Annotated in this window: 27 protein-coding genes; 21 read left to right on the top strand and 6 right to left on the bottom strand. The window is 29.6% G+C overall.

Annotated features, from left to right (window positions below):
* Positions 1-2 precede the first annotated feature (2 nt).
* Together H8S20_RS19470 and H8S20_RS19475 are read right to left on the bottom strand one after the other, a co-directional pair.
* Positions 3-488, bottom strand: coding sequence for a mannose/fructose/sorbose PTS transporter subunit IIB (locus H8S20_RS19470; RefSeq protein ID WP_186861121.1), 486 nt, complete (start codon positions 486-488; stop codon positions 3-5).
* Complete coding sequence (locus H8S20_RS19475; protein ID WP_186861122.1) at positions 485-910, bottom strand: PTS sugar transporter subunit IIA; 426 nt, start codon at positions 908-910, stop codon at positions 485-487. Before H8S20_RS19475 ends, H8S20_RS19470 begins: the two co-directional genes overlap by 4 nt.
* A 241-nt stretch (positions 911-1,151) precedes the next feature.
* Here H8S20_RS19475 and H8S20_RS19480 point away from each other — a divergent pair, with 241 nt between their 5' ends.
* The 11 genes from H8S20_RS19480 (at position 1,152) to H8S20_RS19530 (ending at position 12,612) form a co-directional block, all read left to right on the top strand.
* Positions 1,152-1,508: an ArsR/SmtB family transcription factor gene (locus tag H8S20_RS19480; protein WP_032117137.1), complete on the top strand. Its 357-nt coding sequence runs from the start codon at positions 1,152-1,154 to the stop codon at positions 1,506-1,508.
* A gap of 15 nt (positions 1,509-1,523) precedes the next feature.
* Positions 1,524-4,010, top strand: coding sequence for a heavy metal translocating P-type ATPase (locus tag H8S20_RS19485; RefSeq protein ID WP_186861123.1), 2,487 nt, complete (start codon positions 1,524-1,526; stop codon positions 4,008-4,010).
* Positions 4,011-4,318: 308 nt separating this feature from the next.
* Positions 4,319-4,885, top strand: coding sequence for a manganese efflux pump MntP (locus H8S20_RS19490; protein WP_186861124.1), 567 nt, complete (start codon positions 4,319-4,321; stop codon positions 4,883-4,885).
* A gap of 184 nt (positions 4,886-5,069) precedes the next feature.
* Positions 5,070-5,729: a redox-sensing transcriptional repressor Rex gene (locus tag H8S20_RS19495; RefSeq protein WP_186861125.1), complete on the top strand. Its 660-nt coding sequence runs from the start codon at positions 5,070-5,072 to the stop codon at positions 5,727-5,729.
* Between the two features lie 353 nt (positions 5,730-6,082).
* Positions 6,083-6,877 carry a short-chain-enoyl-CoA hydratase gene (locus H8S20_RS19500; RefSeq protein ID WP_186861146.1) on the top strand — a complete coding sequence of 265 codons (795 nt, stop codon included), beginning with the start codon at positions 6,083-6,085 and terminating at the stop codon, positions 6,875-6,877.
* Positions 6,878-6,912: 35 nt separating this feature from the next.
* The gene (locus tag H8S20_RS19505; RefSeq protein ID WP_186861126.1) at positions 6,913-8,052 is read left to right on the top strand and encodes an acyl-CoA dehydrogenase; all 1,140 of its coding nucleotides are present in this window, start codon (positions 6,913-6,915) and stop codon (positions 8,050-8,052) included.
* A 13-nt stretch (positions 8,053-8,065) separates the two neighbouring features.
* Positions 8,066-8,845, top strand: a complete 780-nt coding sequence (locus H8S20_RS19510) for an electron transfer flavoprotein subunit beta/FixA family protein (protein ID WP_186861127.1) — start codon at positions 8,066-8,068, stop codon at positions 8,843-8,845.
* Positions 8,846-8,864: 19 nt separating this feature from the next.
* The gene (locus H8S20_RS19515; RefSeq protein WP_186861147.1) at positions 8,865-9,896 is read left to right on the top strand and encodes an electron transfer flavoprotein subunit alpha/FixB family protein; all 1,032 of its coding nucleotides are present in this window, start codon (positions 8,865-8,867) and stop codon (positions 9,894-9,896) included.
* Positions 9,897-9,926: 30 nt separating this feature from the next.
* Positions 9,927-10,775, top strand: coding sequence for a 3-hydroxybutyryl-CoA dehydrogenase (locus H8S20_RS19520; protein ID WP_032117147.1), 849 nt, complete (start codon positions 9,927-9,929; stop codon positions 10,773-10,775).
* Between the two features lie 168 nt (positions 10,776-10,943).
* Positions 10,944-11,369, top strand: coding sequence for a C-GCAxxG-C-C family (seleno)protein (locus H8S20_RS19525; RefSeq protein ID WP_186861128.1), 426 nt, complete (start codon positions 10,944-10,946; stop codon positions 11,367-11,369).
* Positions 11,370-11,691: 322 nt separating this feature from the next.
* Positions 11,692-12,612 carry a DNA-3-methyladenine glycosylase family protein gene (locus H8S20_RS19530; RefSeq protein WP_186861129.1) on the top strand — a complete coding sequence of 307 codons (921 nt, stop codon included), beginning with the start codon at positions 11,692-11,694 and terminating at the stop codon, positions 12,610-12,612.
* A gap of 69 nt (positions 12,613-12,681) precedes the next feature.
* Here H8S20_RS19530 and H8S20_RS19535 read toward each other — a convergent pair whose 3' ends face one another.
* Genes H8S20_RS19535 through H8S20_RS19550 form a run of 4 tightly spaced genes read right to left on the bottom strand, consistent with a single transcriptional unit; the run spans position 12,682 to position 14,951 of the window.
* Positions 12,682-13,749: a site-specific integrase gene (locus H8S20_RS19535; protein ID WP_186861130.1), complete on the bottom strand. Its 1,068-nt coding sequence runs from the start codon at positions 13,747-13,749 to the stop codon at positions 12,682-12,684.
* A gap of 5 nt (positions 13,750-13,754) precedes the next feature.
* Positions 13,755-14,006, bottom strand: coding sequence for a hypothetical protein (locus H8S20_RS19540; protein ID WP_186861131.1), 252 nt, complete (start codon positions 14,004-14,006; stop codon positions 13,755-13,757).
* Positions 14,007-14,063: 57 nt separating this feature from the next.
* Positions 14,064-14,519, bottom strand: a complete 456-nt coding sequence (locus H8S20_RS19545; RefSeq protein ID WP_186861132.1) for an ImmA/IrrE family metallo-endopeptidase — start codon at positions 14,517-14,519, stop codon at positions 14,064-14,066.
* A 15-nt stretch (positions 14,520-14,534) separates the two neighbouring features.
* Entirely contained in the window at positions 14,535-14,951 is a 417-nt protein-coding gene (locus H8S20_RS19550) for a helix-turn-helix domain-containing protein (RefSeq protein ID WP_186861133.1), read from the bottom strand.
* Positions 14,952-15,192: 241 nt separating this feature from the next.
* Between H8S20_RS19550 and H8S20_RS19555 the strand changes: the two genes are divergently transcribed.
* The 10 genes from H8S20_RS19555 to H8S20_RS19595 all read left to right on the top strand — a co-directional run bounded on the left by H8S20_RS19555 (position 15,193) and on the right by H8S20_RS19595 (position 18,658).
* Positions 15,193-15,399 carry a helix-turn-helix domain-containing protein gene (locus H8S20_RS19555; protein ID WP_186861134.1) on the top strand — a complete coding sequence of 69 codons (207 nt, stop codon included), beginning with the start codon at positions 15,193-15,195 and terminating at the stop codon, positions 15,397-15,399.
* Between the two features lie 12 nt (positions 15,400-15,411).
* Positions 15,412-15,711 (top strand): transcription factor, encoded by a 300-nt coding sequence (locus H8S20_RS19560; RefSeq protein ID WP_186861135.1) that lies wholly within the window; start codon positions 15,412-15,414, stop codon positions 15,709-15,711.
* Between the two features lie 103 nt (positions 15,712-15,814).
* Positions 15,815-16,564: an ORF6C domain-containing protein gene (locus H8S20_RS19565; protein ID WP_186861136.1), complete on the top strand. Its 750-nt coding sequence runs from the start codon at positions 15,815-15,817 to the stop codon at positions 16,562-16,564.
* 21 nt (positions 16,565-16,585) lie between these two features.
* Entirely contained in the window at positions 16,586-16,726 is a 141-nt protein-coding gene (locus H8S20_RS19570; protein WP_186861137.1) for a hypothetical protein, read from the top strand.
* 3 nt (positions 16,727-16,729) lie between these two features.
* Complete coding sequence (locus tag H8S20_RS19575; RefSeq protein ID WP_186861138.1) at positions 16,730-16,894, top strand: hypothetical protein; 165 nt, start codon at positions 16,730-16,732, stop codon at positions 16,892-16,894.
* A gap of 50 nt (positions 16,895-16,944) precedes the next feature.
* Positions 16,945-17,160 (top strand): hypothetical protein, encoded by a 216-nt coding sequence (locus H8S20_RS19580; protein ID WP_186861139.1) that lies wholly within the window; start codon positions 16,945-16,947, stop codon positions 17,158-17,160.
* 7 nt (positions 17,161-17,167) lie between these two features.
* Positions 17,168-17,302 carry a hypothetical protein gene (locus H8S20_RS20760; RefSeq protein WP_279288192.1) on the top strand — a complete coding sequence of 45 codons (135 nt, stop codon included), beginning with the start codon at positions 17,168-17,170 and terminating at the stop codon, positions 17,300-17,302.
* A complete protein-coding gene (locus tag H8S20_RS19585) occupies positions 17,299-17,460 on the top strand; it encodes a hypothetical protein (protein WP_186861140.1) in 162 nt (53 codons plus the stop codon). Before H8S20_RS20760 ends, H8S20_RS19585 begins: the two co-directional genes overlap by 4 nt.
* Before the next feature lie 133 nt (positions 17,461-17,593).
* Positions 17,594-18,466, top strand: coding sequence for a phage replisome organizer N-terminal domain-containing protein (locus tag H8S20_RS19590; RefSeq protein WP_186861141.1), 873 nt, complete (start codon positions 17,594-17,596; stop codon positions 18,464-18,466).
* Positions 18,467-18,658: a hypothetical protein gene (locus H8S20_RS19595; RefSeq protein WP_186861142.1), complete on the top strand. Its 192-nt coding sequence runs from the start codon at positions 18,467-18,469 to the stop codon at positions 18,656-18,658.
* The last annotated feature ends 204 nt before the right edge of the window (positions 18,659-18,862 follow it).

Consider the following 18,862-nt stretch of genomic DNA (forward strand, 5'->3'; position numbering starts at 1 on the left):
AATTAAAAAATTTTATTTATCAGAGGTATAATGTTAGTTTTAGAATCAGATGCAACCTTTCTTATTTCTAACTCTATACCTTTACTATCAAGATATCTGAAAGCTTTAACATCTTCTTCGTTTACAGATACAGCGGTAGTTAATTGCTTTTTGCCTTCTTTAAAGCACATACCACCAATGTTAACAGACTTAATAGTTACTCCAGCATCTACAAGTCTTACTACATCAGTAGGATTAGTAAATAAGAATAAAACCGTATCATTTGCATAAGTAGGATTGTTATAAACTCTTACAGCCTTATCTATACTTACAACGTGAGATTTTACTCCAGGGGGAGCAACTTGAGTTAATAAAGTTTTTCTAAGATTATCGTTAGCAACCTCATCGTTACAAACAATAATCCTTTGGCATTTACATTCTTTTGTCCATACTGTTACAACTTGACCATGAATTAATCTGTCATCAATTCTAGCTAATCCAATTTTCATAACAAATCGTCATCTCCTTTATTTAGTTCTATAGATTTTTTTAATGAGCAAACACTTTTTTGAGCTGAATTTATAGCTATTTCCACTAATTCATTTAATGTAGAATTTTCTAAATTAGAGTAGACCTCTAACAACATAGGAAGATTAACACCTGTAACCACATCCATGTTAACGTTATCAAAGACTAATATACTAGCGGCATTGAATGGACTTCCACCAAACAAGTCAACTAAGAAAAGAATTTTAGGATCTTGATCAAGTTTATTTACTATATCCTTATATTTATTAATCAAATCATTTTGTCCTTCTCCAGGAAGAAAGGTTATGTAGTTAACATTTTCTAACTTGCCATAAATAAGTTCAGCTGAATTGATAAGTTCTTTAGAAAAGCTACCATGTGTTCCAATTATAAGTGATATCATCAAATCATCTCCTTAATTTTTAAATTAAAAATAGTAAAGAATAATAATAAGGATCAAAGGGTTCAGCTTATATTCACTAAAATATTTACTTTATATCTATATGTTAATAAATTGTGAATAGAATAAATATTTTCATATTTTGAAATTTTAACATAGAAATAATGTTGACAAAAATGCTAGGATAAGCATAATATATAAATATGAACATATGAACAATCATTCATATGAATGGGGGGTTAAGATGGAAGAAAAAAATGAAAGCTGTTTATGTAATGTAATACACAAGAATGTAGTAGAAGAAGTAAGAGAGAAATTACCACAAGAAGAGATGCTTTATGAGCTAGCGGAGTTTTTTAAGGTATTTGGAGATACAACGAGAATAAGAATACTTTGTGCACTATTTGAAGCTGAAATGTGTGTATGTGATTTATCAGCACTTTTAAATATAAGTCAGTCAGCTATTTCACATCAATTAAGAGGGTTAAAATCTGCAAGAATAGTTAAATTCAGAAGAGAAGGTAAAGTTGTTTATTACTCACTTGATGATGAGCATATTAAGCATATTTTTGATGAAGGATTTAGACATATATCAGAATAAAGGAGGGGAATTTAAATGGATGAAGGGATTAAAAAAATTAAGCTGTTATTAAAAGGGTTAAGTTGTGCAAATTGTGCTAACAAGATAGAAGGCAAAGTTAACAATATAAAAGGTGTAAAAGAAGCCTTTGTGAACTTTGCTACTAGTACTTTAACAATTGAAGTTTTAGAAGGATATAAAAAAGAAGATTTAATAGAGGAAATAAAAGATATAGTAAAATCCATTGAAAAAGGTGTAAGTGTTGAAGAAATAAAAGGTAGTTTAAAGCGTCCAACTAAAACAATAAGTAAATGTGAAGATGGTGCTTGTATTATAAATGATAATAATTATGTAAATACTGAAATAATAAATAATAGTAGCAAGATACTATTAAAAGGATTAACTTGTGCTAATTGTGCAAATAAAATTGAGAATAAGATTAGAAAACTTGATAGTATAAAAAATGCTACTATAAATTTTGCAACTACGACTTTAATAGTAGAGCTAAATCAAGGTAATGAAATAGATGAAGTGTTTAAAGAGATTAGTAAAATAGTAAAGTCCTTAGAACCAGACGTTGAAGTTGAATTGAAAAAGGAAGTTAAAAGAAGTAAGAAAAATAGAACTATTTTAAATGATAAAAATAGTACAGATGAATTAATAGTTGAGGATGAAAAGAAAACTATTGTTTCATATATAAAAGAAAATATAGCTCTATTTATAGGAATGATAGGTTTTATTATAGCTGTTATGTTAGAAGGTTATCCATTAGTAGCATTTATAATTTTTGTAGCTACCTATTTACTTATAGGTAAGAATGTGCTTATAACAGCAGCAAAGAATATATTAAGAGGTGAAGTTTTTGATGAAAACTTCTTAATGGCTATAGCTACTTTAGGAGCTTTTGCTATAGGTGAATATCCAGAAGCTGTGGCAGTTATGCTATTCTTTGAAATAGGAGAAGCATTCCAAAAGTATGCAGTTGAAAGATCAAGAAAATCTATATCTTCTTTAATGAATATAAGAGCTGATTATGCAACTATATTTGAAAATGGAAATGAGTTAAGAATAGCGCCAGAAGATGTAGAAATTGATGAGATAATAATAATAAAACCAGGTGAAAGAGTTCCTTTAGATGGAATAGTTATTGATGGAACAAGTTTTATAGATACATCTGCATTAACAGGAGAATCAGTACCTAGAGAAATAACTGTTGATACAGAAATATTGGCTGGTGCTATAAATAATACTGGAGTGTTAAAAGTAAGGGTTACAAGAGAGTATGGAGAGTCAACTGTTGCAAGAATTTTAGAACTTGTTGAAAATGCTTCAAATAAAAAAGCTTCAGCAGAAAAATTTATAACAAAGTTTTCTAAGATTTATACACCTGTAGTTTGTTTAATAGCTTTATTGGTTGCAATAGTTCCACCATTAGTTATGAAGGATCAAACATTTTCTATATGGATATATAGAGCATTATCTTTATTAGTAGTATCATGTCCATGTGCATTAGTAGTATCAGTTCCACTTGGCATATTTGCAGGAATAGGTGGTGCATCTAAAAAAGGTGTACTAGTTAAAGGTGGAAATTATCTTGAAGCATTAAAAGATGTTGAAACAGTAGTTTTTGATAAAACTGGTACTTTAACTAAAGGTGTATTTAAGGTAACAGAAATAAATACTAATAATATTGATAAGGATGAATTACTAAAATTAGCTGCATACGGTGAGAGTAATTCTAATCACCCTATAGCATTATCAATAGTAAATGCATACGGAAAAGAAATAAATAAAGAAATACTAAGCAATTATGAAGAAGTTTCAGGTCATGGAATAAGAGTTAATATTGAAGGAAAAGAAGTTCTTTTAGGCAACTATAAATTAATGAATAAATTTAATATAAAGTTTAATGATGTAGATACTATAGGTACAATAGTTCATATTGCTATTGATGGACAATATAAAGGAAATATAGTTATATCAGATGAAATAAAAGAAACATCTAAGGAAGCAATAGAAACTTTAAAGAATATTGGTATAAAAAATACTGTAATGCTTACAGGTGATAACAGAGTTGTAGCTGATAAGGTTGGAAAGATAATAGGATTAGATCAAGTTTATTCTGAATTATTACCAGCTGATAAAGTAGAGAAGGTTGAAAAGCTAATGAATAGTAAATCTTCAAAAGGTAAGCTTGTTTTCGTTGGTGATGGAATAAATGATGCTCCAGTGCTTGCTAGAGCTGATATAGGAATAGCAATGGGTGGAATTGGATCTGATGCGGCTATAGAAGCTGCAGATGTTGTATTAATGAAGGATGATCCTAAGTCTATAGTTGATGCAATAAAAACAGCAAGAAAAACAAATAAAATTCTTTTGCAAAATATAATTTTTGCACTAGCAATAAAAACTCTAGTTATGATTTTAGTAGCTTTTGGTTTAGGAACTATGTGGGAAGCAGTATTTGCTGATGTAGGAGTTACAATATTAGCAGTAATTAACTCTATTAGATGTCTTAGATAAAAGTTGACAAAGAATTTTACTTTAATTATAATTTAAAAGTCGAGAATATTTAGGCATAAGGGAGTAGCATGCAAGATCACCGCATCTTGTAGCAAAGTCAACATATTGATGTTAACACATCTGGCTTTGCTTTAAATTGTGAGACTTATGTATAACGGATCTGCTACGTTATACATAAGTCTCTATTTTTTTAGGAAAAATAAAATGATATTATTTACTAAAATAAATAAAAATTTGAATGAAAAATGCTATAGAGGTAATAAAGTAATTAAATATTTTATATATAAATTTAAAGTGTGGAGGAGATTATGGATTTATTAAGTTTAATTTTTTTAGCAGTAGGATTAGCTATGGACGCTTTTGCAGTTTCTGTAGCACTAGGGTTAAAGATTCCAGTAAGAGATAAGTGGAAAATAGCATTAAAAGCTGGATTGTTCTTTGGGATAGCACAAGGAGTTATGCCTCTAATTGGATGGATATTAGGAAATGGATTTAGTAGTTATATTGAAAAGTTTGATCACTGGATAGCATTCATACTGTTAGCTATAATTGGTGGAAAAATGATTCATGAAGCTATTCACCCTGATGAAGATAGCGATGATGAAGTAGATACAGGAATGAAAAGAATGTTTATATTAGCGATTGCTACAAGTATAGATGCTTTAGCTGTTGGAGTTAGTTTTGCATTCTTAAATGTAAATATCATAAGTGCTGTATTGATTATAGGGATAATAACACTTGTAACTTCTGCTATAGGTGTTATAATAGGAAAGATATTTGGAGACTTATTCTCTGGGAAGGCTGAAATAATAGGTGGAGTTATATTAATCTTAATAGGATTAAAAATTTTGCTAGAACACCTTGGAATATTTTAAAAAATAATATACACTATTACTTGTTTGATATACAATTTAGAAAAAATATTTACAAAAATAAGTCATCTATATTTATTGAGAGATATAGAATACATATAAAAAGTATGTTATTATATTATCAATGTATAAAAGTAGAGAAAGTGGACTTAATTAAATATAAGATACTTTAAGGAGAATTTAGATTATGGAAAGAAAAAAACATGTTTCTATGGCTGTAATTAAAAGATTGCCTAAATACCATAGATATCTACAAGAGTTAATGGCAAATGATGTAGATAGAATTTCTTCAAAAGAACTTGGAGAAAAAATAGGTTTTACAGCTTCACAAATAAGACAAGATTTAAATAACTTTGGAGATTTCGGGCAACAAGGTTATGGGTACAATGTAAAAGATCTTTATAACCAAATAGGATTAATATTGGGACTAGATACAGAGTACAAAGCCTTGATAGTTGGGGCTGGTAATATAGGTCAGGCAATTGCCAACTATAGATTCTCTAAAGCTGGATTAAATATTAATGCAATTTTTGATGCTAATCCAAAATTACTAGGGATGAAAATTAGAGATATCGAAATAAAAGATATTGATGAATTAGAAAGATATGCAGAAGAAAATCCAACAGATGTAGGAATTATCTGTGTACCAAGAATAAATGCTCAAAAGGTATGTGATATTTTAGTTAAATGTGGAATAAAGGGAATATGGAACTTTGCTCCTGTAGACTTAAAAGTGCCAAGTGATGTAATAGTAGAAAATGTACATCTATCTGAAAGTTTATTAACTTTAATATATTTAATGCATAGTGAAGCAGAATCACATCTAGAAGAAGAGCAAGGTGAATAGTCTTTAGGAAAAGTCTATCTTGGATGTAACTACTAGATATACATATATACTTTCAATATGGTAATAAATTAATGCCACATTGAAAGTATATTTTTTTGTTTATAACATTAATTTATTATATAAAAAATATTATATCCAAAAGTTATGTTAAATTTTAACAAAAAAGTAAAAAGTTATTGAAAAACTCTTTTTAAAGTAATATAATAATCACAGAAGTTAAATTATTCCAACTACTATACTAAAGACGACAAAAAAGTATATTTTTTTAATCATTATTGTTAGAAAATTAACAATAAAATTGTCTTATGCTTTTTTTGATGATGAATTTTGTATAAAAGAGAGGAATGTTGAGAATGCAAGTTGATGTAGAATTAAAAAATGTCATTTTAGAAACTGAAGGTAATTTAGCAACTATTATTATTAATAGACCTAAAGCTTTAAATGCCCTAAATTCAGACACTTTGAGAGAGTTAGACATAGTAATAGATAGTATTGAAAATAATAGTGAGATCTATTGCGTAATAGTAACAGGAGCTGGGCAAAAGGCTTTTGTGGCTGGAGCTGATATTGCAGAAATGAAAGATTTAAATTCAACAGAAGCTGAAGAGTTTGGATTACTTGGTAATAAAGTATTTAGAAGATTAGAGACCTTAGAGAAGCCTGTAATTGCAGCTATACCTGGATTTGCCCTAGGGGGAGGTTGTGAACTTGCTATGGCTTGCGATATAAGAATAGCATCAGAAAAAGCTAGATTTGCACAACCAGAAGCTGGCCTTGGGATAACACCAGGATTTGGAGGAACTCAAAGACTTCCGAGATTAGTAGGAGCAGGAAAAGCTAAGGAGCTTATATATACTTGCGCAATGGTAAATGCTGAAGAAGCTTTAAGAATTGGATTAGTTAATAAAGTGGTACCTGTAGAAAGTTTAATGGATGAAGCTAAGAAAATGGCAAGTTCAATAATTGCAAACGCACCAATAGCAGTTAAGTTATGTAAGGATGCAATAAACAGAGGAACCCAAGTAGATATGGATTTAGCTATTAAGGTTGAAGCTGAAGATTTTGGTAAATGTTTTGATTCAGAAGATCAATTAGAAGGTATGACAGCGTTTTTAGAAAAAAGATCTAAGAACTTCCAAAATAGATAATTAAAAATAGGTATAAGAATCAGGAGGTAACAAATATGGAATTTGGATTAACTACGGAACAACGATTAATAAAGCAAATGGTTAAAAGTTTTGCTTTAAATGAAGTAAAGCCTATAGCAGCTGAAGTTGATGAAACTGAAAGGTTCCCAATGGAAAATGTTAAGAAAATGGGAGAGCTTGGAATGATGGGGATTCCATTTGATAAGAAATATGGTGGAGCTGGTGGAGATGTATTATCTTACATCTTAACAGTAGAAGAATTATCTAAGGTTTGTGCTACGACTGGAGTTATTGTTTCTGCACATACTTCATTAGGTGCTGGAGCTATAAATGATTTTGGGACAGAGGAACAAAAACAAAAATACTTAGCTCCACTTGCTAAAGGTGAAAAAATAGGAGCTTTTGGTTTAACTGAACCAGGTGCTGGAACAGATGCTGCGGGACAACAAACAGTGGCAGTATTAGATGGAGATCATTATGTTTTAAATGGTTCAAAGATATTTATAACTAATGGTGGAGTTGCAGATACATTCGTGATTTTTGCAATGACAGATAAAAAACAAGGAACTAGAGGAATATCAGCATTTATAGTTGAAAAAGACTTCCCAGGATTCTCTATTGGAAAAGTAGAAGACAAGCTAGGAATAAGAGGCTCTTCAACTACTGAGCTTATATTTGAAAACTGTATAGTTCCAAAAGAAAATTTAATTGGTAAAGAAGGAAAAGGCTTCGGTATGGCTATGAAAACTCTTGACGGAGGAAGAATAGGTATAGCAGCACAAGCTTTAGGAATAGCTGAAGGAGCTTATGAAGAAGCTATTAAATACATGAAAGAAAGAAAACAATTTGGTAGAAATTTAGGAGCATTCCAAGGATTACAATGGATGATTGCAGAAATGGACACTAAGATTGAAGCTGCAAGACATCTTGTATATAAAGCTGCATGGCTTAAACAAAATAAATTACCTTACTCAGTAGAAGCTGCAAGAGCTAAGTTGTTTGCTGCTGAAGTTGCTATGGAAGTAACAACTAAGGCTATACAAATCCACGGTGGATATGGATACACTAAGGATTATCCAGTAGAAAGAATGATGAGAGATGCTAAAATAACTGAGATTTATGAAGGAACTTCAGAAGTTCAAAAGATGGTTATTTCAGGCGCAGCATTAAGATAGGGAGGTATTTTATATGAATATAGTAGTTTGTTTAAAACAAGTACCAGATACAACAGTAGTAAAAATAGATCCAGTTAAGGGAACTTTAATAAGAGAAGGTGTACCTTCAATAATAAATCCAGAGGATAAGCATGCTTTAGAAGCTGCATTACAAATAAAAGAAAAAAATGGCGCTCATATTACAGTAATAAGTATGGGACCTCCACAAGCTAAGGAAGCTTTAAGAGAAGCATTATGCATGGGTGCTGATGAAGCAATACTTTTAACAGATAGAGCTTTTGGTGGAGCAGATACACTTGCAACATCTAAGACTTTGGCAGCAGCTATTAAAACTTTAGACTATGACATAATATTTGGGGGAAGACAAGCTATCGATGGAGATACAGCTCAAGTTGGTCCAGAAATAGCAGAGCATTTAGAAATTCCTCAAGTAACTTATGTACAAGACGTTGAGTTTGATGGAAATGACTTAATAGTAAATAGAGCTTTAGAAGATGGATATGAATTAATAAAAGTTCAAACACCATGTCTTCTAACAGCTATTGAAGAGTTAAATCATCCAAGATACATGAATGCTAGATTGATATTTGATACAGCAAATAAAGAAGTAAGGGTAATGACATCAGATGACTTAGATGTAGAAGCTAATGAAATAGGATTGAATGGATCACCTACAAAGGTTAAGAAGTCAATGACTAAGGAAGCAAAGGGTGAAGGAGAAATAGTTAAAGATTCAGTACCAGAAGCAGTATCATATGTTTTAAGTAAATTAAAAGAGAAACATTACATCTAAGAGAATGGAGGGATTTATGATGAATATAGCAGATTATCAAGGAGTTTGGGTATTCGCTGAGCAAAGACATGGTGAATTACAAAAAGTATCTTTAGAGATATTAGGTGAAAGTAGGAGATTAGCTAACGAATTGGGAGTTAAGTTAACAGCTGTATTATTAGGAAATAATATTGGACATTTGGCTAATAGATTAGGAGAGTATGGTGCTGATGAAGTATTGGTAGCTGATCATACTGAGTTAGAAAATTATACTACTGATGGATATACAAAGGTTCTTTGTGACTTAGTTAATGATAAAAAACCAGGAATATTCTTTATAGGAGCAACATTTATAGGAAGAGATTTAGGGCCAAGAGTTGCTGCAAGATTAAGAACTGGGTTAACTGCAGATTGTACATCTTTAGCTGTTGAAGTTGAAAATGGAGCATTATTAGCAACAAGACCTGCTTTTGGTGGAAATATAATGGCTACAATAGCTTGTCCTGACCACAGACCGCAAATGGCTACAGTAAGACCAGGAGTATTTTCTAGATTAACTGAAAAGAACTATGATTTTACAGTGGAAAATGTAGAAGTTAAACTAGAAACTTCAGATATAAGAACTACAATTTTAGAAATAGTAAAAGCTAATAAAGAAGTTGTAGATATAAGTGAAGCTAAAGTAATAGTATCAGGTGGTAGAGGAGTAGGCTCAAAAGAAAACTTCTCATTGCTTCAAGAATTAGCACATGCTTTTGGTGGAGTAGTAGGAGGATCAAGAGGAGCTGTAGATAAGGGATGGATAGAAAGAGATTATCAAGTTGGTCAAACTGGTAAAACTGTAAGACCAAGCATATATATAGCTTGCGGTATTTCAGGGGCTATTCAACACGTTGCTGGTATGCAAGAATCAGATATGATTATTGCTATAAATAAAGATGAAGCAGCTCCAATAATGAAGGTTGCAGACTATGCAATAGTCGGAGACTTAAATAAAGTAATACCAGAAATGATAAGCGAATTAAAATCAATGGAATCTAAAGACTCAGAAATAGCAGTAGAGTTAGTATAGTTAATTTGAAGAATGAGAGGGGTATTGGTTATGAAAAAGATTTTTGTTTTAGGTGCAGGAACTATGGGTGCTGGAATAGTTCAGGCTTTTGCTCAAAAGGGATATGAAGTTATAGTTAGAGATATAAAAGATGAATTTGTTGAAAGAGGAATTGCTGGAATTAATAAGGGGTTATCTAAGCAAGTAGCTAAAGGCAAAATGACTGAAGAAGTTAAGGAAGAAATACTTTTAAGAATTTCTGGAACTACTGATATGAATTTAGCTGCTGATTGTGATTTAGTTGTGGAAGCAGCTATTGAAAATATGAAAATTAAAAAAGAAATATTCGCAGAATTAGATAAGATATGTAAACCAGAAGCTATACTAGCTTCAAATACTTCTTCCTTATCTATAACAGAAGTAGCTTCAGCTACATCAAGACCAGATAAAGTTATAGGTATGCATTTCTTTAACCCAGCTCCAGTAATGAAGTTAGTTGAAATTATAAGAGGAATGGCTACATCTCAAGAAACATTTGATGCAGTAAAAGAAGCATCTTTAGCAATAGGAAAAGAGCCAGTAGAAGTAAAGGAAGCTCCAGGATTTGTAGTTAACAGAATACTTATTCCTATGATAAATGAAGCTTCATTTATACTTCAAGAAGGAATTGCATCTGTAGAAGACATAGATACAGCTATGAAATATGGTGCAAATCATCCTATGGGACCTTTAGCTTTAGGTGATTTAGTAGGGTTGGATGTTTGTTTAGCTATTATGGATGTTTTATATAATGAGACAGGAGATACTAAATATAGAGCTAGTAGCGTATTAAGAAAATATGTTAGAGCTGGATGGTTAGGAAGAAAGACAGGAAAAGGATTCTACGATTATAGTAAGTAATACCTAGCGTTAAATTACAATTAGGATATAGGAGTATTTTTTAAATAAAAGTACTTCTATATCCTTTTTTAGTGGTAAAATAGTTTCGGAATAATAAAGGAAGCGTGTTTAGTATTTTAAGTGAGAATGCTAATATAAAAATGGATTATTAGTAATGGAGGATGAAAAATGTTAGTAGATTTAGTTATGAAATATTATGATAAAGAATATGATTTAAACTGTGCAGAATGCATGCTTGTAGCAGCAAATGATGAGTATGATTTAAATATTTCTAAACAAACTTTAATGACAATGGCTTCTTTTGGTGGAGGAATGGCCGTAGGAAGTGTTTGTGGAGCTATAACAGGTGGTGCGGCAGTAATCGGATTAATGTTCACTACGGAAAGAGGACATAAAAGCCCACAAGTTAAAGAGATGACATCAAGATTTATAAATGAATACAATAGGAGAATGGGAACTTTGGAGTGTATTCCTTTAAAAGAGAAATATTATGAGCAGGAAGCTCCAAGATGTACAATTATGATGAAAACAGCTGCAGAAGTGCTACAAGATTTAGTAGAGGAATATAAGAAATTATACATAATAAATAGATAAATGTTAGATTAGCTAACGACAATATTATGTTTATTTTAGCTTAGAGAAAAATGCCTTCGGTAAATTAGTGTACCGAAGGTATTTATTTTTCTTTCTAATAAATTATTAAAAATATTGAAAAAATAAATTATTTAATATAGCATATAAATAAAAGAAAATATTAACTAATAATCTTTTTCCTTGGAATATAAATTAAAGAATAAAGAGAAGATAATATAAGTAGAGACGTTAGGAGAAATATTCACTTTGTGAAGAAAAATATATTTTCAGCAGATAAATATAACTTTTTAGAAATTAAATTTAAATTAAATGAGGTGTAGTAATGAATTATAGAAATATAATAGAAAATGATAATTCAATAATAATTGAGGGTGTTAAGGATTTTAATATAAAGCAAATATTAGAATGTGGACAATGTTTTAGATGGGAAAGAATCTCTGATAAAAACTATATCGTAGTAGCTTATAGAAGAGTTATAGAAGTAGTTCAAGATGGTGACAATGTAATTATTTATAATACTAATCTTAATGATTTTAATGAGATTTGGAAGAATTATTTTGATTTGGATACAGATTATTCAGTTCTTAAGGGTGAACTTGCTAAGGATGAAACTTTAAGAAAAAGTGTTGAGTTTGGATATGGAATAAGAATTCTTAATCAAGACCCATTTGAAATGCTAATAAGCTTTATAGTATCAGCAAGAAATAGTATACCTGCTATAATGAAAACTATAAAGAAAATGTCTGAGAAGTGGGGAGATGAACTTTCTTATAAGGGTAATACATATTATGCGTTCCCAACTCCAGAACAATTTAAGGGCGCAACTTTAGATGAGATAAAAGAAACTGGTGCATCTTTCAGAAGTAAGTACATATTTGATACTATAAGCAAAGTAAATGATGCAATTGAAGCTAAAAACAATGGTACATTAACTGAAGAATTAAGGATATTTGATTTAGAATATATAAAATCATTACCTACAGATGAATGTCATATAGCTCTTCAAAACTTTATGGGAGTAGGAGCTAAAGTTGCAGATTGTATAATGTTATTTTCTATGGAAAAGAAATCAGCTTTCCCTGTTGACGTATGGGTAAAGAGAGCTATGATACATTTCTATGTAGCACCAGATGTTTCTTTAAATAAGATAAGAGTTTTTGGAAGAGATAAATTTGGTGAATTATCAGGATTAGCACAACAATATCTTTTCTACTATGCTAGAGAAAATAATATAAAGTTATAGAATGTAGCTAAAATCAAGGGTTTGAGTGGGTAAAAAATAAATTCGTCAAAAATTCGTCAAAAATAATGTTTAAAAAATTTTAGATAATAATTTTGTTGCATTATTAAGCATATCATCTGTAACATGAGAGTAGGTTTTCATAGTTTGTTCTATATCATGCCCCATAAGTTTAGCAACAGTTTTAAAATCTACTCCATTAGAAATTAGAGCTGTTGCATAAGTATGCCTAAGTTCATGAATGGACAAGTCGTATCCTATTTTTTTGATGTAATTTTTCAATAAAGATGTTAGTCCAGTTACATTTTTATAAATTATAACTCTATTATGTGTATCGGTAATAGAGTTGCTTTTCCATTGTAATAGAAGTTTTCTTACTAATGGTGGCATAGGAACAGTTCTGTATGAATTAGCAGATTTTAATTCACCAAAGCCAACAGAGTTATTGGGAAGGTTTTTCCATTGAATATCAATTGTTATAGTATTATTTTTGAAATCTATTTTATCCCATTTTAAACCTAATATTTCTCCCAATCTAAGCCCACACATACCAGCCAAAGAGAACATAACTTTGTATTTCATATTTTGGGTTTTATTAATTAAATCTTTTAAGTCATTATCTGTTAATGCTCTTTTTTTACTTGGCTCTTTTTGGGTTTTGATTTCTAAGTTTATAGCTGGAGATATAGATAAAATATTATATTTAGTAACAGCACTATTAAAAATTGAGGTTATCCTATTTTTATAAGTTTTTATTGATCCATAAGATAAACCAGCAACAACCATTTTATCAATACAAGATTGTATATGAAGAGTATTGATTCTATTCATTTCTAATTTATATAATGATTCAAAATGCTTTAATGCCATATGATAAAGCTTTATAGTATTTTCTTGCATATATAAGCTTATATGTTCTATATAAAGGTCTTTAAATTCTTCAAAAGTGATGTCTTTTAATTCTTGATTTAAATTTAAGTTGTTTTTCAATTCTTGCAATGCTATTTCTGCATAAGGTTTAGCTTCTTTCTTACTTTTAAATCCCTGTTTTGATTTTTGTTTCCATTTACCATTGACTTTATAGCTTATGATATATTGCCATCCTTTGTCTTTTTGGCGATAGGTTATATTGTACTCCATAATAATTAACTCCTTACATATATATTTTTCTTGAATTTATTAGGGGTATATTTTTCTTTATTCATTCCTTTAGCTTCCCAAAATATATCCATAATAACCTTATGTATTATTTCAATGTCATTAATTGATAATTTAGTAGTTTCAGTTAATAATTTTAGTTCATTATCCCAAAACTTTTTAAAATCTCTTTCATCTTTTTTTGTAACTTTAAATTTATCGGTATATTCTTTTGGTATTTGATAGGTAGTGAAGTCCATAATAAACCTCCTTTCAGTACATATGTTCTAAATTAAATTAAAAATAAAAAGAATAGATTAAATAAATTTATTTTTATACATTCTTTTTATTTTAAATTCAATAATATTTTTATCTATACACAATACGTTTGATATATTATCTAACGTATAAAAGTTATATTCTAAAAATTCCTTAATTTTTTTATCATCAATAATTAGATCAACAGAAAATTGGTTTGCTTCCATTTCAAGTCTATTAATTGAGTATAATGTATTAGATCTTAAAGCAGGAGTATTTGAGTTTGGATGCATAAGTGCATGCCCTAATTCATGCCCACAAGTAAAATACAATTCATCTTCTCTTAAATTATTATTAAGATGAATAAACTTTTGTCTTGCAAATTTATTATAGTATCCTTTGATTTCGCCAAGCTCTTCATGAAGAATTATTATATTTAGACACTTGGCTAATTCAAAAGGGTTATTTGTTCCATATTTTCTTTTTAAATTCTCAACAATCTTCTGTATATGCATAAAATCCCCCGAAATTTACCTATATTTTTTAGGAGTATATTTTTGTTTAGCAATCTGTTTAGCTAATCTCATAGAGTTTTCTAAGCTTATTTTTAATAGCTCTCTGGTTTCATCATCTATAGGCTCACCACTGAACATAAGACCATCTTGTGTATTAGATAAATCTTCTAATGTTTGTTTTAATGCCTTTTCTATATCTTTTTCAGCTCTTGTAGATAATTTGATTTCATTTTCTATAGAACTATCAGAAAGTAAATCATCTACAGTGGTATTCAATGCTATTGCTAATTTTAATAGTGTATCATTGCTAGCCCCTTGTCTATTACCTTCAATCATTCCAATTGTAGATTGACTAACACCAACAGTATTGGCCAATTCCTTTTGAGTAATTTTTAAAGCCTTTCTTAGAGTTTTAACTTTTTCACCTAACATAACAAATTCACCTCGTATGATAATTTTATCATAATTACTGATAAAATCAATAGAAAATTAAAGAATTTTAAAGAAAATAAAAGTATTAGCGATATAATTTTCAATAATACCGATATTATGATATAATTAGAAGTTTACTGATATCGGTATTACTGATATTATTAAGACAAGCTAAGACAAACCAATCACATAACATAACATTTTTGTCTTACTAAAATTTAATGTTAAAGGAGGAATTTGAGTGAAAATAACACCAATTAAGATAAGACGAATAAATGCAGGGTTACATACTGTTGAGGCAGTAGAGCAATTGAAGATTAGTAAAAGTACATTCTACAAATTAGAACAAGGGCATGGAAGTCCATCAGCAGAATTAATTGCAAGAATGGCGAGGGTATATAACTGTACAACAGATGAAATTTTTAAAGATTTTAAAATTACAGGATAGGAGGAAGTTTTGTTGAGCAATCAATTAGAAGAAAAAACGTTATTAAGTAGACAAAGTTTGGCTAAAAGATGGGACTTTACATCAACTCAAGTAATTGAAAAGTATGAAGCAGAAGGAATAATAACTAGAGTTCCTAAAATACCATCACCAAGATATAGTATGGATGAAATTTTAGAAATAGAGACAATAGGAAATTTAAACCCTCTTAGTCCTAAGGAAAGAAGAAGGTTAGAAACAATAATTGAAAAACTAACAATAGAAAGAGATTTTTATAAGAAAAAACTAGAGAGTATTAGATTACAGATTATTTAATATGAAAAACACAGTTATCAACAAAAAGTGTGGATAAGCTGTTGAAAATTTGTTAATAAAAATGTTGATAACTCTAAAATTGATATAAGGAGAGGAAAAGAAAATGGAAAATTTAAGACACAAACATAAGGATGTAGTAATTAAAAGAATAGATGGGGAGTTAGTTGTAACAAGTAGACAGGTCGCTGAGGATTTTGAAAAGGAACATAAAAATATTATTAGAGATATTGAAAATTTAATAAAAGAGGATGGCTCAATTTTGAGCAATGGTCTATTTATAGAAAGTGATTATATAAATTCCAATAATAGAAAGTTTAAAGAGTATTTATTAACAAGAGATGGATTTAGTTTATTAGTAATGGGCTTCACTGGTAGCAAAGCACTTCAATGGAAACTTAAATATATAGAAGCTTTTAACAAGATGGAACAAGCTATAAAAGGACAAGTTAAGCAATTATCTACAGAGGAAATGTTAGAACTTCAATTTAGGTATGCCAAGGAAGTTAAGGAAGAAGTAAAAGAGCTTAGAGATGATTTTACTGAATACAAAGAAACTACACCATTATTTACTGTGGAGTGTAAAGAGCTTCAAGCTTTGGTTAGAAGAAAAGGAGTAGAAGTATTAGGAGGTAAAGGTAGCCAAGCTTATATAGATAATAGCCTAAGAGGTAAGGTTTATGCAGATATTCAACATCAATTAAAGAGAGAATTTCAAGTAACAAAGTACGAAGCAATAAAGAGAGGGCAGTTTGTTACAGCTAAGGAGATAGTAGCAAACTATAGAGTTCCAACAGGCTTAAAAGAGGAAATCATAAAAGTTAATAACCAAATTGATTTCAAGAATGCAATTTAATAATGTATTGTGGTGATTTGAATGATAGGAACTATAGTATGTGCAGCAATACCATACAAGAACTTTAAAGAAAAAATAAGAATAACAAAGAAGTATCAAGATTGTAAAATTGAAATTTATAAAGAGTTTGTATTAGTGATTAATAAGGATAAGGAGGAATAATAGATGGGAACTCTTAAAATTATACAAATTATTTTAAAAATTATAGCATTGATATTTATGGCGATATGTTTTGCTGAAGTGCATAAAGCTAGAATTCATAACAACTTTATAAGTGAGTTTAGATATTTATTGTTGGCAATTTTAATGCTAACTGTGATAACAAATTAAGTACTAAATATAAGGCAGAATCAAAATGATTATTATACGAGGTAATTACCATGAGAAAGTTAGTTAAAATCTATATCAAAACGTTTAAATTAATTAGAAGAATAAATAAATTATCTAAAGCAAACAAAATATTATTTGATGAATATGAAAACATAGCGAATTGTAATATTGATAAAAGAGCAATGATGCTTTTTTGTATGAAAAAGATTAATAAATATAATATGGAACTTATTTCAGAATGGGAATCTTTAATAGAAATGAGGTAGAGAAATTATGACTACAGCCGAAATAGTTGTACAAGCAGTAATAAAGTTGTTTGTTTTATGGGGAAGTTTAGCTTTAGTAGGCTTACCAGTAGCAAAAATATTAATCGAAGTTGCATATGAGATATGGAGGGATAGAGCATGAGGGTGCAAATGAGTTTAGAACTATCAGTAATCACTTTGGGAATAAGTAACAGAATAACGCTTATGTTAAGTGAAGAAAGAGATAAGGAAGTAGCTGAAGAGCAAAGGAGGATATATGATACATGGCTAAAAAACAACTTAGTGAAAAGACAGCATTAGAATTATTACTAAATAGTAATGCTATAAGACGTAAAAAGAGACATGCCTAACCGACCAAAGTAAAGGCACGTCAAAAAAACATACAAGTTTAGTATATAGAAATATTAGAAAGAAATCAAATAGGAGATAAAGTATGTCAAGTGTTAAATGGATAAAGATAGTAACAGATATATTTGATGATGAAAAGATACTATTAATTGAAAGTTTACCTGGATCAGATTCAATTATAGTAATTTGGTTTAAATTGTTATGTTTAGCTGGAAAGAACAATAATAGTGGGGTATTTCTTTTAAATGATAGGATACCGTATACAGAAGAAATGCTAGCTACTATTTTTAGAAAAGAGGTAAATACAGTAAGATTTGCATTAAAAACTTTTAGTGATTTTGGAATGATTGAGCTAATCAATAATGTAATAACTATACCAAATTGGAATAAACATCAGACTTTAGACGCTTATGAGAAGAAAAAAGAAAGAGATAGAATTTATCAAAAAGAAAAAAGGGCAAAGCAAAAATTATTAATAGAATCGTCAAAAAAATCGTCTGACAAGTCGAACGACAACTCGTCAGATACATCGAGCGACGTCGTTGCCCTAGAAGAAGATAAAGAAAAAGAAGAAGAAAGAGAAGAAGATATAGATATAAATATATATAGTGAAATAATTGATTATTTAAACTCTAAAGCAAATACCAATTATAGAGTTAATAATAAAAAAACTAGAGCATCTATTAACGCTAGAATTGCAGAAGGTTTTACCATAGATGATTTTAAGAAGGTAATAGATATTAAATCATCAGAATGGCTTAATACAAATATGCAACAGTATTTAAGACCAGAAACACTTTTTGGAACTAAGTTTGAAGGTTATTTAAATCAGAAAGTTACTAAACAGGTTGGTAATTATACTAGCAATAATAGTAAGAGACATCAAGAGAACACAAGTAGCAGCTATAATCACAACGATATTGAGGCTGAACTGCTTAAGTTTCAGGAAGAGCTGTAGATGTTAGGTAAAAATGTAGTGTTGTTAATTCAAGAAGCTAAGAAAATCAGAAGCTTTTCACAAGATATGGAGATGGCAACACATTATAAAAAATATAACTATGGCTATTTTGATAGATTGTTAGGTGAAGTTATAAAGGAAAGTGCCAGCGATGAAGAAAGAAAAATATTAAGGCCATGGGAGAAAGATTAAAAATTATTAAGGTAACAAATATGTCTTATATAGATTAGAGTCTAAACTAAGCAGCAGGATTACAACAATTGCTAAGTTAGATGTGGTTACAGTATGGGGAAGGTTAATCCCTTCCCTAATAAAAATGGAGTATAAGTTTATGAGTGATAAAGAGTTAGAAGAAGTTTTATATAAAGCAATTGAATATTATTTTGATGGAATGTC

The sequence above is a fragment of the Clostridium hominis genome (genome assembly GCF_014287825.1).
GTDB classification, from domain to species: Bacteria; Bacillota; Clostridia; order Clostridiales; family Clostridiaceae; genus Clostridium; species Clostridium hominis.

Bases quoted from the DNA above. Each gene is read 5' to 3' on its own strand.
- H8S20_RS19470 (WP_186861121.1), bottom strand. From the start codon at position 488: ATGAAAATTGGATTAGCTAGAATTGATGACAGATTAATTCATGGTCAA.
- H8S20_RS19475 (WP_186861122.1), bottom strand. From the start codon at position 910: ATGATATCACTTATAATTGGAACACATGGTAGCTTTTCTAAAGAACTT.
- H8S20_RS19480 (WP_032117137.1), top strand. From the start codon at position 1,152: ATGGAAGAAAAAAATGAAAGCTGTTTATGTAATGTAATACACAAGAAT.
- H8S20_RS19485 (WP_186861123.1), top strand. From the start codon at position 1,524: ATGGATGAAGGGATTAAAAAAATTAAGCTGTTATTAAAAGGGTTAAGT.
- H8S20_RS19490 (WP_186861124.1), top strand. From the start codon at position 4,319: ATGGATTTATTAAGTTTAATTTTTTTAGCAGTAGGATTAGCTATGGAC.
- H8S20_RS19495 (WP_186861125.1), top strand. From the start codon at position 5,070: ATGGAAAGAAAAAAACATGTTTCTATGGCTGTAATTAAAAGATTGCCT.
- H8S20_RS19500 (WP_186861146.1), top strand. From the start codon at position 6,083: ATGCAAGTTGATGTAGAATTAAAAAATGTCATTTTAGAAACTGAAGGT.
- H8S20_RS19505 (WP_186861126.1), top strand. From the start codon at position 6,913: ATGGAATTTGGATTAACTACGGAACAACGATTAATAAAGCAAATGGTT.
- H8S20_RS19510 (WP_186861127.1), top strand. From the start codon at position 8,066: ATGAATATAGTAGTTTGTTTAAAACAAGTACCAGATACAACAGTAGTA.
- H8S20_RS19515 (WP_186861147.1), top strand. From the start codon at position 8,865: ATGAATATAGCAGATTATCAAGGAGTTTGGGTATTCGCTGAGCAAAGA.
- H8S20_RS19520 (WP_032117147.1), top strand. From the start codon at position 9,927: ATGAAAAAGATTTTTGTTTTAGGTGCAGGAACTATGGGTGCTGGAATA.
- H8S20_RS19525 (WP_186861128.1), top strand. From the start codon at position 10,944: ATGTTAGTAGATTTAGTTATGAAATATTATGATAAAGAATATGATTTA.
- H8S20_RS19530 (WP_186861129.1), top strand. From the start codon at position 11,692: ATGAATTATAGAAATATAATAGAAAATGATAATTCAATAATAATTGAG.
- H8S20_RS19535 (WP_186861130.1), bottom strand. From the start codon at position 13,749: ATGGAGTACAATATAACCTATCGCCAAAAAGACAAAGGATGGCAATAT.
- H8S20_RS19540 (WP_186861131.1), bottom strand. From the start codon at position 14,006: ATGGACTTCACTACCTATCAAATACCAAAAGAATATACCGATAAATTT.
- H8S20_RS19545 (WP_186861132.1), bottom strand. From the start codon at position 14,519: ATGCATATACAGAAGATTGTTGAGAATTTAAAAAGAAAATATGGAACA.
- H8S20_RS19550 (WP_186861133.1), bottom strand. From the start codon at position 14,951: ATGTTAGGTGAAAAAGTTAAAACTCTAAGAAAGGCTTTAAAAATTACT.
- H8S20_RS19565 (WP_186861136.1), top strand. From the start codon at position 15,815: ATGGAAAATTTAAGACACAAACATAAGGATGTAGTAATTAAAAGAATA.
- H8S20_RS19570 (WP_186861137.1), top strand. From the start codon at position 16,586: ATGATAGGAACTATAGTATGTGCAGCAATACCATACAAGAACTTTAAA.
- H8S20_RS19575 (WP_186861138.1), top strand. From the start codon at position 16,730: ATGGGAACTCTTAAAATTATACAAATTATTTTAAAAATTATAGCATTG.
- H8S20_RS19580 (WP_186861139.1), top strand. From the start codon at position 16,945: ATGAGAAAGTTAGTTAAAATCTATATCAAAACGTTTAAATTAATTAGA.
- H8S20_RS20760 (WP_279288192.1), top strand. From the start codon at position 17,168: ATGACTACAGCCGAAATAGTTGTACAAGCAGTAATAAAGTTGTTTGTT.
- H8S20_RS19585 (WP_186861140.1), top strand. From the start codon at position 17,299: ATGAGGGTGCAAATGAGTTTAGAACTATCAGTAATCACTTTGGGAATA.
- H8S20_RS19590 (WP_186861141.1), top strand. From the start codon at position 17,594: ATGTCAAGTGTTAAATGGATAAAGATAGTAACAGATATATTTGATGAT.
- H8S20_RS19595 (WP_186861142.1), top strand. From the start codon at position 18,467: ATGTTAGGTAAAAATGTAGTGTTGTTAATTCAAGAAGCTAAGAAAATC.